The organism is Dyadobacter sediminis (assembly GCF_005860765.1).
GTDB classification, from domain to species: domain Bacteria; phylum Bacteroidota; class Bacteroidia; order Cytophagales; family Spirosomataceae; genus Dyadobacter; species Dyadobacter sediminis.
The window spans coordinates 205,076-220,403 of record NZ_VCEI01000025.1; the positions used below are offsets into that span (position 1 = coordinate 205,076).

15 protein-coding genes are annotated in these 15,328 nt (G+C 46.2%); 11 read left to right on the top strand and 4 right to left on the bottom strand.

From position 1 onward, the window contains the following. Positions 1–38 precede the first annotated feature (38 nt). A complete protein-coding gene (gene dinB, locus FEM55_RS13270) occupies positions 39–1,268 on the bottom strand; it encodes a DNA polymerase IV (protein ID WP_138281855.1) in 1,230 nt (409 codons plus the stop codon). A gap of 140 nt (positions 1,269–1,408) precedes the next feature. On the opposite strand from dinB, the gene FEM55_RS13275 reads away from it, so the two are divergent. After that, a complete protein-coding gene (locus FEM55_RS13275) occupies positions 1,409–2,176 on the top strand; it encodes an XRE family transcriptional regulator (RefSeq protein ID WP_138281856.1) in 768 nt (255 codons plus the stop codon). Positions 2,177–2,214: 38 nt separating this feature from the next. On the opposite strand, the gene FEM55_RS13280 is transcribed toward FEM55_RS13275, so the two are convergent. Continuing rightward, positions 2,215–3,996, bottom strand: coding sequence for an ABC transporter ATP-binding protein (locus FEM55_RS13280; protein ID WP_138281857.1), 1,782 nt, complete (start codon positions 3,994–3,996; stop codon positions 2,215–2,217). 246 nt (positions 3,997–4,242) lie between these two features. Between FEM55_RS13280 and nusB the strand changes: the two genes are divergently transcribed. The 6 genes from nusB (at position 4,243) to coaE (ending at position 8,048) form a co-directional block, all read left to right on the top strand. After that, the gene (gene nusB / locus FEM55_RS13285) at positions 4,243–5,409 is read left to right on the top strand and encodes a transcription antitermination factor NusB (RefSeq protein ID WP_138281858.1); all 1,167 of its coding nucleotides are present in this window, start codon (positions 4,243–4,245) and stop codon (positions 5,407–5,409) included. 86 nt (positions 5,410–5,495) lie between these two features. Beyond that, complete coding sequence (locus FEM55_RS13290) at positions 5,496–5,798, top strand: YtxH domain-containing protein (protein WP_138281859.1); 303 nt, start codon at positions 5,496–5,498, stop codon at positions 5,796–5,798. A gap of 7 nt (positions 5,799–5,805) precedes the next feature. Continuing rightward, positions 5,806–6,249, top strand: a complete 444-nt coding sequence (locus FEM55_RS13295; RefSeq protein ID WP_138281860.1) for a DUF1573 domain-containing protein — start codon at positions 5,806–5,808, stop codon at positions 6,247–6,249. Between the two features lie 52 nt (positions 6,250–6,301). Then, positions 6,302–6,604, top strand: a complete 303-nt coding sequence (gene yajC / locus FEM55_RS13300) for a preprotein translocase subunit YajC (RefSeq protein WP_138281861.1) — start codon at positions 6,302–6,304, stop codon at positions 6,602–6,604. 179 nt (positions 6,605–6,783) lie between these two features. Beyond that, entirely contained in the window at positions 6,784–7,398 is a 615-nt protein-coding gene (locus tag FEM55_RS13305) for a YbbR-like domain-containing protein (RefSeq protein WP_138281862.1), read from the top strand. A gap of 41 nt (positions 7,399–7,439) precedes the next feature. Next, a complete protein-coding gene (gene coaE, locus FEM55_RS13310) occupies positions 7,440–8,048 on the top strand; it encodes a dephospho-CoA kinase (protein WP_138281863.1) in 609 nt (202 codons plus the stop codon). Here the strand turns inward: coaE and FEM55_RS13315 are convergent. Beyond that, the gene (locus tag FEM55_RS13315) at positions 8,045–9,820 is read right to left on the bottom strand and encodes a DNA polymerase III subunit gamma/tau (protein WP_138281864.1); all 1,776 of its coding nucleotides are present in this window, start codon (positions 9,818–9,820) and stop codon (positions 8,045–8,047) included. The genes coaE and FEM55_RS13315 overlap by 4 nt on opposite strands. Positions 9,821–9,855: 35 nt before the next feature. After that, complete coding sequence (locus FEM55_RS13320) at positions 9,856–10,695, bottom strand: glycoside hydrolase family 16 protein (protein ID WP_138281865.1); 840 nt, start codon at positions 10,693–10,695, stop codon at positions 9,856–9,858. Positions 10,696–10,828: 133 nt separating this feature from the next. Here FEM55_RS13320 and FEM55_RS13325 point away from each other — a divergent pair, with 133 nt between their 5' ends. From FEM55_RS13325 to FEM55_RS13340, 4 genes are all read left to right on the top strand, one after another. Then, a complete protein-coding gene (locus FEM55_RS13325) occupies positions 10,829–11,833 on the top strand; it encodes a GSCFA domain-containing protein (protein ID WP_138281866.1) in 1,005 nt (334 codons plus the stop codon). A gap of 114 nt (positions 11,834–11,947) precedes the next feature. Further along, complete coding sequence (locus FEM55_RS13330; RefSeq protein WP_138281867.1) at positions 11,948–13,054, top strand: Mrp/NBP35 family ATP-binding protein; 1,107 nt, start codon at positions 11,948–11,950, stop codon at positions 13,052–13,054. A gap of 66 nt (positions 13,055–13,120) precedes the next feature. Continuing rightward, positions 13,121–13,378, top strand: coding sequence for a NifU family protein (locus FEM55_RS13335; RefSeq protein WP_138281868.1), 258 nt, complete (start codon positions 13,121–13,123; stop codon positions 13,376–13,378). Positions 13,379–13,536: 158 nt separating this feature from the next. Further along, positions 13,537–15,255, top strand: coding sequence for a D-alanine--D-alanine ligase family protein (locus FEM55_RS13340; RefSeq protein ID WP_138281869.1), 1,719 nt, complete (start codon positions 13,537–13,539; stop codon positions 15,253–15,255). The last annotated feature ends 73 nt before the right edge of the window (positions 15,256–15,328 follow it).

The following is a 15,328-nucleotide window of genomic DNA, read 5'->3' on the forward strand; positions in this document are numbered from 1 at the left end:
CCGAAAAATACAACTCGTAAAAGGGCCGCTCTGCCTTTTCACTGGTTGCGGTGCGCGGGAATAACGGGCGGTTCGCCGTTGAACGGATTTCCCATGCTGGCAATATTGGGTATGCCCAGCGTTGTGCCCCAGCTCAGGATCGCATTGCCGCGCTCGTCCGTTCCGTACTTGTTGCGGATATAATCCATGGCCTGATAAAGGTTCAGCCGTTCCTCGCAGTCGTCGAACATGTTGATCTGATAATTTCCGGTGACGAGATCGCTGAACGTGACGCCCACGAGGCGCACCATCATGCGGCGGTTATAAAGCTGATCAAACAGTTTTTCAACTTGCGGGATCAGCAGATGATCGGCGGAAGTGTAAGGGATTTTAATCTGTTTTGAAAAAGTGTTGAAGTCGGAATAACGGATTTTTACGGAAACGCAGGAAGTCAGTTTGTTGCCGTTGCGGAGTTGGAACGCAAGGTTTTCGGCCATGGCGCGGATCATTTCACGCATGCGGCGGACGTCGCCCGTATCTTTCCCGAAAGTACGTTCGTTGGAAATGGACTTGCGTTCATGAAACGGCACGATGGGCGTATCGTCGATGCCGTTGGCGCGGTTCCAGAGCACGATGCCATTTTTGCCCAGAACCCTTCCCATGACTTCCATAGGCATTTGCTGAACTGTTTTTACATATTTGATCCCGAGATTGTAAAGGATCTGGTTTGTCTTTTCGCCCACCATGGGAATTTTACGGATGAGCATCGGCGCAAGGAACGGCTTTTCCTCGCCGGCTTCCACTTTCCGCTGATTGTCGGGCTTTGCAACGCCGGTGGCTACTTTGGAAACGATCTTGTTGGTCGAAAGTCCGAAGGAAATGGGAAGTCCGCTTTCACGCCTGATCCGGTTTCCGAGATTCGTCGCAATTTCATAGCAGCCAAAAAACTTGTCCATGCCCGACAAATCCGCATAAAATTCATCAATACTCGCTTTTTCGAACAATGGTACTTCTTGCCGGATGATCTCTGTGACAGTTTTGGATTCCTTGGAGTAAGCGCCGGCATCGCCTTTGATAACCGTTGCTTCCGGGCAAAGTGCTTTTGCCATTTTCATGGGCATGCCGGAATGTACGCCGTAAGGCCGCGTTTCGTAGCTGCATGCGGCCACAACGCCGCGGTCTCCGATTCCTCCTACAAGCACAGGCCGGTTTTTAAGCCGGCTGTCATTTTTCCTTTCCACAGAGACAAAAAATGTGTCCAGGTCCATGTGTAATATTGTTCGGTCCATTGTGTTTGGAATTTTTACAAGTTTATGGAATATTTCCAAATATATGGATGTTGTCCAAAATATGAAAGGAAATATTCCAATTTTTTTGTATATTTGAATGTATTAAGAAAATCAAGGATTACGGATTTCATAAGCTGCATATGCTAATTGACGAAGAGTTCAGGCGCTTTAAGCAAGTAAGGGAAGAGTTGAATCTGACGCAGTCGGCATTTGCCGAAGAGCTGGGAATCAATGCGACTACGGCTGACATTGAAAGAGGCCGGACGCGCATACCCGGCCATGTTGTCAAAGAGCTTCTGAGAAAATACCATATCAACCCGTTATGGCTTTTTGGCGACAGCAAGCAGAAATACCTCTATGCCGAAAAGATTCTGATGAGCCCCAAAGTAGTTACCGTGGACAGCTCGGGAAAGGAGAATATTGTAATGGTCAGTGCAAAAGCCGCGGCCGGCTATCCCAATAACATTGGCGATGCGCAGTGGTTTGAATCACTGCCCGCGTTCAGTATTCCGCTGCCCGAGTACCGCAACGCTACTTTCAGGGGTTTTCAGGTAGATGGCGACAGTATGTCGCCCGTGCTGCATTCCGGTGAATGGATCGTCGGAAAGGCAGTTGAAGACTGGGAAAACCTGAACAACAAACAAATGTACGTTGTCGTGACGGTGGACAGTATTCTGGTGAAAAGGGTGCAGAAAGAAAATCAGGGCACGTTCATCAACCTTATTTCAATGAATCCGGAGTACGGCGCCATTCGTCTGGACCGCAGCGAAATCAGGGAAATATGGCTCGTGAACAGTAAGCTGACGTTTGACCTGGAAGCGGATGTGCAGCAGATAAGCCTGCAAAACTTGCATCAGGAAATGAAAGAGCTGAAAGAAGAAATGAAAAAGCTCGCAAAAGCCAAATGAACAGAAATTGGCGGCCGGGGGATTTTAATTCATAAAAATTACACTTCCTCGGCCAGCAATTGTTTTTCGTAAAGTTCCTTGTAAGCTCCGTTGTGCGCCATCAACTCGGCATGCGTTCCCTGTTCCACAATTTTTCCGTCATCCAGCACCACGATCCGGTCGGCCAGCTTGGCAGAAGACACGCGATGCGAAATGATCACGGAAGTCCGCTGATCCATAATCCGTTTGAGGTTATTGAGAATGATGTTTTCCGTATTGGTGTCCACCGCGGAAAGACAATCGTCCAGAACCAGGATTTTCGGATCGCGGGCAATGGCCCTTGCGATGGAAAGCCGCTGTTTCTGTCCGCCCGAAAGCGTAATGCCTCTTTCTCCGAGCGTCGTTTTATAGCCTTCCGGAAAATCAACTATGTTATTGTAAAGATCAGCGTCTTTGACAGCCTGTTCAATCCGTTCAAAAGGCATGTCGAGCGTACCGAAGCGGACGTTGTTTTCAATGGAATCGGAAAACAGGAATACATCCTGCGGAACATAACCGATCTGCCGGCGGTAAGCATGCACGTCGTAATCCTTCATCGGAATGTTATCGATCAGGATTTCTCCTTGGGTCGGATCGTACAGGCGGCATAGCAAATGCGCCAACGTACTTTTTCCCGAACCCGTAGTTCCCAGAATGGCGACTGTTTCGCCCTGTTTTACCTCAAGATCAAAATTGTCCAGTGCCTGAATGCCGGAATCGGGATAAATGAAGCCCACGTTGCGGAACGAAATAGCCCCGTCCAGATTTTTAATAACGTTCTTTTCGGAAACAAGCGTGGTTTTTTCATCCAGAAATTCATTGATACGTGCCTGCGAAGTAGCGGCGCGCTGAATCTGGCTTGTGGTCCAGCCCAATGCCATAACCGGCCACGTAAGCATATTTACATAAAGAATAAACTCGGTGATATTTCCCGGCGTAAGGTTTCCGTTAATAATTTCCTGGCCGCCCACGTAAATAATCAGAATGTTGCTCAGCCCGATCAGCAGCAGAATAATCGGGTAAAAGAAAGCGTCCACTTTGGTAAGACTGAGCGATTTGTCCTTGAAATCTTCCGCTTCTTTCTGAAAGTTACTGAAAGAGTGATTTTCCTGAACAAACGATTTGATCACCCTGATTCCTGAAAAAGCTTCCTGAACGTAAGTCGAAAGTCCTGAAAGCTGTTTCTGAATGGCCTGCGAACGTTTCATGATCATGCTGTTGACAATGTAAACGCTTACGGAAAGAACCGGAAGCGGCAGCAGCACGTAAAGCGTCAGTTTGCTGCTCACAGTCAGCATATAGGAAATAACCAGAAAGAAAAGTACGATCAGGTTGATGCCGTACATCAGCGCCGGCCCGAGATAAATCCGGACGTTGCTGACATCTTCTGAAATGCGCGCCATCAGGTCACCGGTATTATGGCGGCGGAAAAAGCTTGCGGGCAACGTCTGGTAATGGCTGTAAATATCGTTTTTAAGATCGAACTCGATATGCCTGGACATCACGATGATCGTTTGCCTTACAAGAAACAGGAATATGCCTTTCAGCAGCGCCATGGCAAGGATCAGCAGGCCGTAAAGCAAAATGCTGAAAGCGAAAATATCATACATTTCACTTTGCAGCGAAGCGCCGTCAAAAAGGTAATAGATATTCAGGGTCTCAATTACAAGGTCCAGCGCATAGCGCACAAGCTGAGCCGGAAGAATGCCGAAAAGGTTAGAAATAATCGTAAAAACGATACCAAGGATGAGGTACCATTTGTATTTCCACAAGTACTGATTGAGGTACTTTAATGCTTTCACCTAGATATAAAACTTTAAATTGCCGATGCCGTTACAGAACGTATGATTAACCAACATCCTATCTATTTAAAACGTTGCAAATTTAAAAGGCATGGTTTCATTTTTTCAATTCTAAACAAAATAGTCTAATTTTGCGGTCAATTTTAAATCAGAAATGCGGGGTATATTAAATTGACAGCCTTGCCTTACATGCAAAAACGTTCTTTGATTTACTGTACCTTTTATCCCAATTAGTAATTCCGGCTTATGCTGAATAGAAGATTATTAAGAACAAAAGCAGTGCAGGCGCTGTACGCACGCCAGTTAACAGCAGATGCCAACCGTTTGCTTGCTCTTGACCATATTGACGAAGCTTTTGCTCCGGACCTGAACTCCATGGAACCTCAGGACCGCAAAAAACTGGCGGGAATGAAACGGCTCGCAAGCATTACGCTGGACGAATTCATCAAGCACGGCAAACCGGCCGAAGACGAGGAGCTTCCGGCGCAGGTCCTGAAAGTGGCAAGAAGCGCATACGAAGCCTACAACCGGCAGACGGTGACCGACGGCGAAAAAATGGTTCGTCGGGTACTGAACGAAACGGAATCCATTTACGTGGATTTCATACGCGTGATTTCCATGATTATCGAACTTTCACATCAGGCGAAAATTGATCGTGAAAGAAGATACGATGATCCCGAATTTCCTTTTCCGAAAGATTCCGGCCTGAACAGCAACAGAATAATCCAGGTGCTGGAAGAAGATGCAAGCCTTCAGGAAGAAATTATACGCAACGGCATCAGCTGGCAGAACGATATGAACCTCATTCGTAAAGTATACCGGGATGCGCTGCGGAAAGATGAAGTGTATGAAGCATACTGCAAAGAAAGCACGCATACGGTTGAAGAAGATCAGGCCATTATCCAGCACATTCTGCGGCAGGTGCTTTTCAAGCATGAAATTCCGCTTGAATACTTTGTCCAGCGGGACCTTTACTGGGACGATCATAGTGAACTGATCCGCAGTCTTGCGATAAAGACATTGAAATCCGCCGACAACAGCCATACGTTTCAGCTGGCGCCCTTTACAAAAGACTGGGAAGAAGACCGTTTTTTTGTGGAGGAGCTTTGCCGGATTGTCGTGCAGGAAAATGATCAGTATGCCGTTTACCTGGACGAACAGCTGAAAAACTGGGAACTGGAAAGAATTGCACTTGTTGATCTGATCATCCTCAAAACGGCTTTGGCCGAACTGATCCATTTTCCCGGAATCCCTGTGAAGGTGACCATAAACGAGTTTATTGAGATAGCCAAAAGGTATAGTACTCCAAAAAGTGGTAAGTTTGTGAACGGCGTCCTGGATGTTCTTTCAGTCAAACTGGCCAAAGAAGGAATTATCAGAAAAAGCGGACGCGGATTGATCGATAACAAATAGGTTGCAGAAGGAATAGTTTTTTTGGACAGCAATTACAGTATCAATATAAAGCCTCGGCGCAAGCTGAGGCTAAAAACTTAAAAGTCATGAGTAAAACCACTAACACTTTAATTGCATTTCTGACAGGCTGTGTGACGGGCGCTGCTGTGGGCATTCTGTATGCTCCGGACAAAGGAAGAGTGCTGCGTACACAATTGACATACAGATTATCCAAGTACCGTGAAAAACTGGAAGAAGTTGTTCACGATCTGGTTGATAAAAAAGATCAGCCTGACAGCTCCGCAAGAACCGAAGGCAAAAGAGTTGTAAACGACGCACGCGAAAAAGCAGAAAAGTTACTCGAAGATGTAGACAGGCTGATGGCGCAGATCAAAGGGCAGACCAACTGATACTTCCATGAAAAAAAGATCCGTTTGTGTGTTGCTGGGAATTGTAATGGCTTTTTCCAGCTGCTCAAAGGTTAAAGATAAGGACAGTGCAGAACAGGCAGATTCAAAAATGCCTGTTTTTGCTTTGATTGACAGTTCGTCTTATGATTTTGGCACAATCCGGGAAGGCGAAGTCATAGAACATGATTTCAAATTCCGGAACGACGGGGAATATCCTCTGATCCTCAACAACATTACAACTTCCTGTGGCTGTACTACACCCGAATGGCCCAAAGAACCCATCGGGCCGAAGCAGACTTCGAATATCAAAGTCCGCTTTGACAGCAAGAACAAGTCGGGGCCGCAGGTTAAAACGATAACCGTTTATGCCAACACAGAACCGGCGTATTCGGAGCTGAGACTGAGGGGAATTGTTAACTCGGTTCCTGAGACACAGTCGAAAAGCAATTAAGATCACAATTATTCCTTAACGGGACCTATATTTTACTAATCCATCTATTACAATGAAGTTTTCTCTTTTAGCACAAGCAGCAGCGGGCGGTTCCGAAGCCATGATTTATCAGGTTGTCATGTGGGTTGGAATTATCGGTGTGTTTTACTTTTTCATGATCCGTCCGCAGCAAAAGAAACAGAAGGAGCAGAAAGAGCTTTTGAACAATCTTAAAAAAGGAGACCAGGTCGTAACGATAGGAGGGATCCACGCTCGGATTTACACCGTAGAAGAAAATACGGTAACGCTGGAACTGGATAAAGGCGTCAAACTGACTGTTGATAAATCCGCAGTATCACGTACCATAGCAGGCTAATTGCCTGTTATCAGTATTTGTTTGTTACTTTAAGGTTTTAATAAGTAATAAGTAAATAAAGAACGGCATACATTTTGAAGTGTGTGTAAATCAATAATGCTGTGAGTAACGTTCCACCAAACCAAAACAAAATCAAAACTTTCCTGGGATGCTTTCTGGCAGCATCATTCTTTTGGTTAATGAACGTCCTGAACAAGGACAATTACTCTATAAAGCTTAATTATCCGCTTGCCATAGAGTACGATAATTCTGCATTTGTACCCATGCAGCCTTTGCCGAAAAGGATTTCGGTAAATGTTTCCGGCGATGGATGGAGCCTGCTCCAGAAGTCCTGGCTGAATTTCAATGCCAATCCGGTAGTGTACAAGGTACTGAATCCCAATGAAGCCAGTTTTATCAATTCGACGACACTGACGGATCAGATCACTGAACTGTTTCCAAACCTGCATGTCAATTACGTTGTAGCCGATACCTTTGAACTGAACTTTGAGCGCAAGATCCGGAAAATCATTCCAATCCGCGTGGACAGCGCAGGAATCAACATCCGTGAAGGTTACGTTATTTCCAGTATTATCAATGTTTCGCCATCGCTGATTTCCGTGGACGGGCCTGTTTCGCTGATCCGGTCCTATCCGGATACCATCCGCATTTCCGTTCCTGTTCCGAAAATCCAGAACAACTTTGACGAGAGTCTGCCCATTCCTTTGCCGGTTTCGCCTCTGGTGGAAGTAAGCCACAGGGATGTTTACATCAGTTTTGAGGTCGCACAGTACCTGAATGCCATTCCTCAGTAATCAATCATAAAATTTATTTAAATACATTCATTGCCAGGCTGATGTCACAAGCTCTTCAGATCGGGGTTACCGGAGGAATCGGTTCAGGTAAAAGCATGGTTTGCCGGCTGTTTTCCTGTCTGGATATTCCTGTTTACAGTGCTGACAGCCGTGCAAAATGGCTGACCAATCACGATCCGGTTATCCGGGAGAAAATAACCGCACTGCTCGGCCCGCAGGCTTATAATGAATCGGGCATTTACAATACGGCATATGTAGCGTCGCTGGTTTTCAATAATGAAACTTTGCTTAAAGAACTGAATGCCATTATACATCCGGTTGTCATGAGCGATACTGAAAGCTGGGTTTATCAGCACTCCGATTCACCGTACGTGATCAAGGAAGCGGCCATCATGAATGCGGCAGGAGATAAAAATACACTGGATTACGTCATTGTTGTGGAAGCACCGGTTTCGTTAAGAATCAGCCGGATATTAAGCCGGGACAACCGCAGTGAAAAGGAAATCCGGGCTATTATAGAAAGACAGGTTTCGGACGAAAAGCGCAGGGAAATTGCTGATTTTACGATCATCAATGACGAAACAACCGCTTTGATACCGCAGGTCATGAAACTGCACCGTTCTTTTATAAGTGGCAAAAACGCCGGTTAAAAATCTACATCCAGGCCCAGTGCCTGCTTTAATTCCAGTAAATACGGATTCTTTTCAGCCATATAATTGAATTTTTCAGCCGGCGTGTAAGGTAGTCTGTTTACTTCCTGCGGAGCTACACGCGGGTTTATATCCAGATCAGGCGCATCCAGCCTGCTTTTCAGAAAACCCATCAGATCATAACGGGCATTTTGAAGTGCTTCCAGCTGATGCGTATTGTCCAGCGCAATTTCAATCGTTTTTCCATTCAGCGAAAATCCCTTGTTCAACGTGATTTCTTCGGTCGTTGAATTTCCGGCCTGTTTTCGCTTCTCTGCAAACTGAAACCATGCAGCCTGCAGATTTTCCAGCGTAAGTGCTTCTTTTCTTGCGTTGCTGACGGGTGTTTCTGCTTGTGGTTTGGCCGCTGTTTCCTTTGCCGGGCCGGAAACCGGAGCGGTCATGCTGAGCGGAACAGTATTCTTCAGCCGGGAAGGCGCAGATGCAATCTGAGAAGGCTGGGCCGCAATCGGCTGGGCCGCAAATGCTTGGGCCGTACCCGGCTGGGTGTTTCCGTTTGAAGCAATTTCATTGCTTTTATTTTCAGAATTGACCGGAGTTGCTGTCGTTACAGGCTGTGGCTCAACTTTTTTTTTTGCCGTTTCATCAACGGCTGCCAGCGAATCAAGATGAAGAATTCCGGGCAAATTGGCAAGCTTCATCAGGCAAAGCTCAACGTGCAGCCGCTGGTTTTTGGCCGATTTATAATTGATATCGCATTGGCCGGCAATACTGAGCGCAGACAGCAAAAAACTCATTTCGGACAAAGCGGATTGCTCCACATATTTCCTTTCGGCAGATTCTGAAACCTGTAAAAGCGTAACTGTCGCAGGATCTTTGCAAACCAGCAGATTCCGGAAATGTTCCAGAAGCCCGACAACAAACAAATGCCCGTCAAAACCTTTTCTCAGGATTTCATCAAAAAGGATCAGCGAACGCGCAATGCTGCCCGAAGTAAGCGCATCCGTTATTTTGAAATAATAGTCATAATCCAGAATATGCAGATTTTCAAGTACGGCTTCGTAAGTAAGCCGGCTATCCGTTGAAAACGTCACATTCAGATCGAACATGGAAAGTGCATCGCGCAAACCGCCATCGGCTTTTTGTCCGATCAGTTCCAATGCTTCTTTTTCCGTTGCAATGCCTTCTTTCCTTGCAATATCGGCCAGATGATGCACGATGTCTTTGGGCTGAATGCGGTTGAAGTCAAAAATCTGGCAGCGTGATAAAATCGTCGGCAGGATTTTGTGCTTTTCCGTTGTAGCCAGAATAAAAATGGCGTATCCCGGCGGTTCTTCCAGCGTTTTCAGGAAAGCGTTGAAAGCCGCCTGCGAAAGCATGTGAACCTCGTCGATAATATAAATTTTGTATTTTCCGGTCTGCGGCGGATAACGTACCTGATCGATCAGGTTCCGGATATCTTCTACCGAGTTGTTGGAAGCCGCATCCAGTTCATGGATATTAAAAGATGCGTTGTTCTGGAAACTGATGCAGGATTCGCATTCTCCGCACGCTTCCACATCGTCGCCCAGGTTCTGGCAGTTGATCGTTTTGGCAAGAATCCGGGCACAGGTTGTTTTGCCAACTCCGCGCGGTCCGCAGAAAAGGAAAGCCTGTGCAAGGTGATTGGTTCTTATTGCATTTTTTAAAGTAGTCGTAATGTGTGATTGTCCAACCACCGAATCAAAGGTGACTGGGCGGTACTTCCTGGCCGAAACAACAAAATTATCCATGGTGCAAGTTACTTCCATGCACTGGAATTTCAAAGCTACTTTTTCTGCACAAGCGGGTAAACACGGACGTAATCGACTTCCATTTTCTGCGGGAAAATACTGTCGTCCACGCCTTTCTGTCCGCCCCAGCCGCCTCCGACGGCAATATTCAGAATGAGGTGAAAAGGTTTGTCAAAAGGCCATTCCTGCCATTGGTACGCATTTTCCTTTGTGAATCTGAAATATTCCTTTCCGTCTGCCAGGATGGAAATGTAGTCCGGCGTCCACTCGCATGCATAAATGTGAAAAGCCCCGGATGCGTTTTCGATCATGACATTATTGCCTTTATTGGTGCCGATGGAATGATTGAAAGCTTTGGTATGAATGTTGCCGTGAACCCGGTTCTGGTCAAACCCGACGTGTTCCATAATGTCGATTTCGCCGTTATCCGGCCAGCCTTTGTTCCCGTAATTATTTTCGCTCGCCAGCATCCAGATCGCAGGCCACGTGCCGCGGCCTTTTGGCAATCTGGCTTTTATCTCGAATTTTCCATAAAGAAAGTCGCCTTTGCCTTTTGAAACCAGCCGGGCCGAACTGTAATCCGCCTTTCCGGATTTTTTCTTCAATGCCTCAATAACAAGCTGTCCGTTTTCAACTCTTGCATTTTCTGTTTTATCTGTATAATCTTCCAGTTCCTTGTTGCCCCAGCCGTGATCGCCCAGGTTGTAGCTCCACTTTGCCGGATCGGGTTTTCCTGAGTAGTCAAATTCATCCTGCCAGGAAGGCGTGGTTGCAAATTTATATTGCGGAGCAGCCGGCATACTTTGCGAGCAACCCGAAAATGCAATGAAAAACACATACAGGAAAGATGCAAAAAAGGGCGCGGTTCTAGGCATTTCAGGTCCGGATTAAAATTTAAACACATATTATTATCAATATTACCACTTTCTGCGGATTTTCGAAATCGTAACAAGTGCTTGACTGCTTAATTCCGTTAATTTTGTATTACCCATTTTTTTAATGAATTGAATGAAGCAGATTAAATTAAGTACCGAAGTCAGCATAATTCCCTCCGAATGGAAGATCAGTCATAATTCAAAAGTACTTACCATAGGCTCCTGTTTTGCGGATGTACTTGGCAGGCAGCTAAGCAATTATAAATTTCCCGTTCTCAATAATCCGCTCGGGAACATATTCAACCCGCTGGCGATCACACGCATACTCGACAGTGCGCTGGACGGAAAACTGCCGAATCCGGCTTTGTATATCCAGGATTCCGATCACATCTGGTTTCATCATGATTTCCATTCGTCGCAATGGAGCCATGACCGGAAAGATCTGGAAATGAAACTGATAGGAAAGCTGAACACCGTCAGGGAATTTCTGAAAAGTTCGGATATCCTGGTCATTACGCTGGGAACAGCTTATGCTTACAGGCACCGCCAGTCGAACATGATCGTAGGCAATTGTCATAAGATGCCGGGCGATAGTTTTGTGAAGGAACTTCTGCATCCTGATCAGGTGAATATGGCGCTGGAACAGCTTATTCTCAAACTGCAGCCTTTTCAGAGGAACCTCCGGATTGTTCTTACCGTAAGCCCGGTTCGTCATACGCGGGATACCTTGCCGCTGAATCAGGTCAGCAAATCCACTCTAAGGCTCGTTTGTCACAGGTTATCGGAAAAGTTCAAACAGGTCGAATACTTTCCTTCCTACGAAATCATGATTGACGAACTGCGCGATTACCGGTTTTATGAAGAAGATCTTATCCATCCGAACCGAACTGCAGAGGATATCATCCTGAATGCTTTTGCACGCGCTTTTATTGATACCGGCTCACTTGCTTTCATGAAGGAGTGGGATGCCATCCGCCAGATGATGCTGCACCGGCCCATGCACGGTCCGACAAAAAGCCAGCTGCGCCTGCTGCAATCCATTCATGCCAAACTGCGGGCTATTTCGGAAAATACAGACGTTTCCTCTGAACTGCGTGAAATTGAGAAGAGAATTCAGGAATTTTCGGACCTGCAATAAACTCATTGAGGATATTTGGTGTTGAAAACATATAACAGTTCAAGGTATTTTTAAGTAAGGCAATCGGGATTAAGGCATGGCCGCAAATCATTTAAATTGCCCAAATCCGCTACAATGGGAGAATTTACAATCAATAAGGAAAAAGTACTGCAGGCCCTGAGCACTGTGGAAGAACCCGATCTGAAAAGGGATCTGGTGACACTCGGTATGATTCAGGATATTGAAATAGGAATAAATCAGGTCAGTTTTACAGTTGTGCTTACAACGCCGGCCTGTCCCCTGAAAGAATTGATCAGAAGAAATTGTGAAGCCGCCATTCATGAACATCTGAGCCCGGATGTGGAAGTGAACATCAAGCTGATCGCCAATGTGACGTCAACGCGGGACGCCGGCCCGATGATTCCGGGCGTGAAAAACGTAATTGCCATTTCGTCCGGAAAAGGCGGAGTCGGCAAATCGACCGTAACGGCAAATCTGGCCATGGCATTGCACCGTTCAGGCGCCAAAGTAGGGATTATTGATGCGGATATTTCAGGACCTTCGATACCCGTTATGTTCGGTGCGGAAAACATGCAGCCGACCATTACACCGAAAGACGGCAAAAACTACATTAACCCGATTCGACAGTACGGAATCAAGATGATTTCCATTGGCTTTCTTACGCCGCCGGACAGCGCAATCGTATGGCGTGGTCCGATGGCAAGCCAGGCCTTGAAGCAGTTTTTCGGAGATACGGACTGGGGTGAACTGGATTATCTGTTGATTGACCTTCCGCCCGGAACCAGCGATATTCATCTTACGCTGGTGCAAACGGTGCCCGTAACCGGCGCAGTGATCGTGACAACGCCTCAAAAAGTTGCGCTTGCCGATGCGTCCAAAGGAATGGCGATGTTCAGGCAACCGCAAATCAATGTTCCGATTCTGGGTGTCGTGGAAAATATGTCATGGTTTACTCCGGAGGAATTGCCGGAACATCAGTATTTTATTTTCGGCAAAGGCGGCGGCCAGTCACTGGCGGACAAATTTGACGTTCCTTTACTGGGCCAGATACCTTTGGTTCAGGGAATACGCGAATCCGGGGATGAAGGCCGCCCGGCCGTTATGGACGTAAATCCGATTGTCAATGACGCTTTCCGGGACGCAGCCGAATCGCTTGCGCAGCAGGTAGCCATCCGAAATGCTTCCAGGGAAAAAACCCGGCCGGTAGAAATTCAGGTTTGATATAACTGGCAAAAGATTTGATTTTTTGAACATAATCTTGCATCTTAGCGAACATACTTTTTTATAATGGATTCAAAAGAAAAAACAATAGAACTTATCGAGCAGGCACTCGATTCGGTACGTCCTTACTTGCATGCAGATGGCGGAGATGTCAAATTCATTGAACTGACTGATGATCTGACTGTGAAGCTGGAACTGCAGGGATCTTGCCAAAGCTGCCCAATGAGTGCAATGACTTTCCGCGCCGGTCTTGAAGAATCGATCCGCAAGGCAGTTCCTCATGTCAACCGCGTCGTGTCGGTCAATGTACCCGCTCTTGCCTGATTCAGCATCGTATCATACCAATTTCAATCAAAGCAGTTTTCTTCCCGGAAACTGCTTTTTTGTTTAAAAACGGGCCGTACTTTTTACAGAAATTGATTCCTCCCGTTTAGTGCCTTATATTGCGGGTAAGATTGGAATGCATTAATCAGGATTAAAACATGCGTATCGGGATTTTTTTTGGTGGCCCTTCCCGTGAAAGGGAGATTTCATTTGCAGGCGGAAAAACAGCTTTTGAGTATTTGGACAAGTCACTTTTTGAGCCCGTCCCCATTTTCGTTGACAGCTTCGGCCGGTTTGTCAGGATTCAGGAAGATTTAATGTATGCCAGTGAAATAAGGGATTTTTATCCTGCAAAAAACCATTTTCAGGATGGTTTCAGGACCTATATTGAATCTTTTCCCACGCTGGAAAATGAGCCTCTGCCGCCTGAAACCGGCGTTCTGATTTCACCTTCGGAATTTAAACAGCATTTTGACTTTGCTTTTTTGGCCATGCATGGCCCGGATTGTGAAGATGGTGCCATTCAGGGTTTGCTGGAATGGTATAAAATTCCGTATAGCGGTCCGGGATTAATGGGCTCGGCCGTCGGAATTGATAAAATACTTCAGAATGAAATGATTGCGCTTGTTAACGCGCAGCAGAAAAAAAGCTGGACGCTTCGCTTCGATCAGTGGGTTCCGAACGAATATGCCCTTCTTTTTCAGGTATTGAAAAAGCATCTCGGTCTGCCGCTTGTCATCAAGGCTCCGCATCAGGGTTCGTCCATCGGCGTTGCCATTGTAAAGGAAGATTCGCTGGAAGAATTCGTATATGCAGTCAATCAATGCTTTTTTCAGGTGGAGCTGGAAAGCACAACCTGGAATGCAATGGACCCTGCGCAGAAACAGGCATGGGGGCAAAAAATGGCAAATCTGGACGAAGGAATCGGTTTTCCGGTTCTGTTCCATGGTCAAACTGTTTTTCATCCGGCTGCGCTCATCGCTGAACTGGATACTTACTTTTTACAGGATGAGGCAACGGCTTTTATCAGCAGTGCCAATGCCGAAGATCAGGTGCTTGTTGAAGAATTTATCGAAGGTCAGGAGTTTTCATGCGGCTGCATTCAGTTTGACAACGGAAAACCTTTGGCATTGCCGCCAAGTGAGGTCATCAAAATGGTCAGGGTTTTTGATTTTAATGCCAAATACAAGCCCGGAGCAAGCCGCAAGCGCATTCCGGTGGACACAACACTTGAAATAAACCAGGAAATCCAGCGGGTCATTGCCGATGTTTTCCAGCAACTCGGCATCAACGTATGTGTACGGATTGACGGTTTTCTGACGCCGGAAGGAACCATCGTGCTGCATGATCCGAATACGATCCCGGGTATGTCGCCGACTTCGTTCATTTTCAAGCAAATGGCTGAAATCGGCCTGAATGTAACGCAGGCACTCACTTACCTGATCCGGCAATCGCTGCGTGAAAGAATTCGTTCGGGCAAGCATACATGGCAGCTGCGCAGTCTGCTTGCTTCACTGGATGAAAAAATCAGGCAGCATAATTCCGTTTTAAAACCAAAAGAACTGATCGTTTTTGAATCTACGGATGAGCAATATGCGGCTGCCCGGCTGAAATACGGCAGCATGCATGCAGCAGGCAAGTCGGTACCGGTTCCGGTTCTGCATGCAAAGGACGGCAAATATTACAAGCTGACCAATCCGCTGATGTTTAAGGAATTTGTAGCTGATATAGAAGATTTATTACATGCAGAACGACATGCGTTACTGACTGAAACTTCCCGGAAAGCGGCTGAGATTACGTCTTTTTACGGAGGAAATCCGGATTTCGGAATCAGCGTATATACAAGTCTGACAGAACTGGAAGGTTCGGTTTTGTAACCTTGTTTTGAATCTGGTTAGTTTTTTTTATTGTATCTGATTGTTATGATTTCTATCAGATTATATAGTTTTT

Coding starts and splice junctions, on each gene's coding strand:
- FEM55_RS13275 (WP_138281856.1), top strand. CDS start 1,409: ATGCTAATTGACGAAGAGTTCAGGCGCTTTAAGCAAGTAAGGGAAGAG.
- yajC (WP_138281861.1), top strand. CDS start 6,302: ATGAAGTTTTCTCTTTTAGCACAAGCAGCAGCGGGCGGTTCCGAAGCC.
- FEM55_RS13305 (WP_138281862.1), top strand. CDS start 6,784: ATGAACGTCCTGAACAAGGACAATTACTCTATAAAGCTTAATTATCCG.
- nusB (WP_138281858.1), top strand. CDS start 4,243: ATGCTGAATAGAAGATTATTAAGAACAAAAGCAGTGCAGGCGCTGTAC.
- FEM55_RS13295 (WP_138281860.1), top strand. CDS start 5,806: ATGAAAAAAAGATCCGTTTGTGTGTTGCTGGGAATTGTAATGGCTTTT.
- dinB (WP_138281855.1), bottom strand. CDS start 1,268: ATGGACCGAACAATATTACACATGGACCTGGACACATTTTTTGTCTCT.
- FEM55_RS13330 (WP_138281867.1), top strand. CDS start 11,948: ATGGGAGAATTTACAATCAATAAGGAAAAAGTACTGCAGGCCCTGAGC.
- FEM55_RS13315 (WP_138281864.1), bottom strand. CDS start 9,820: ATGGATAATTTTGTTGTTTCGGCCAGGAAGTACCGCCCAGTCACCTTT.
- FEM55_RS13320 (WP_138281865.1), bottom strand. CDS start 10,695: ATGCCTAGAACCGCGCCCTTTTTTGCATCTTTCCTGTATGTGTTTTTC.
- FEM55_RS13290 (WP_138281859.1), top strand. CDS start 5,496: ATGAGTAAAACCACTAACACTTTAATTGCATTTCTGACAGGCTGTGTG.
- FEM55_RS13340 (WP_138281869.1), top strand. CDS start 13,537: ATGCGTATCGGGATTTTTTTTGGTGGCCCTTCCCGTGAAAGGGAGATT.
- FEM55_RS13325 (WP_138281866.1), top strand. CDS start 10,829: ATGAAGCAGATTAAATTAAGTACCGAAGTCAGCATAATTCCCTCCGAA.
- FEM55_RS13335 (WP_138281868.1), top strand. CDS start 13,121: ATGGATTCAAAAGAAAAAACAATAGAACTTATCGAGCAGGCACTCGAT.
- coaE (WP_138281863.1), top strand. CDS start 7,440: ATGTCACAAGCTCTTCAGATCGGGGTTACCGGAGGAATCGGTTCAGGT.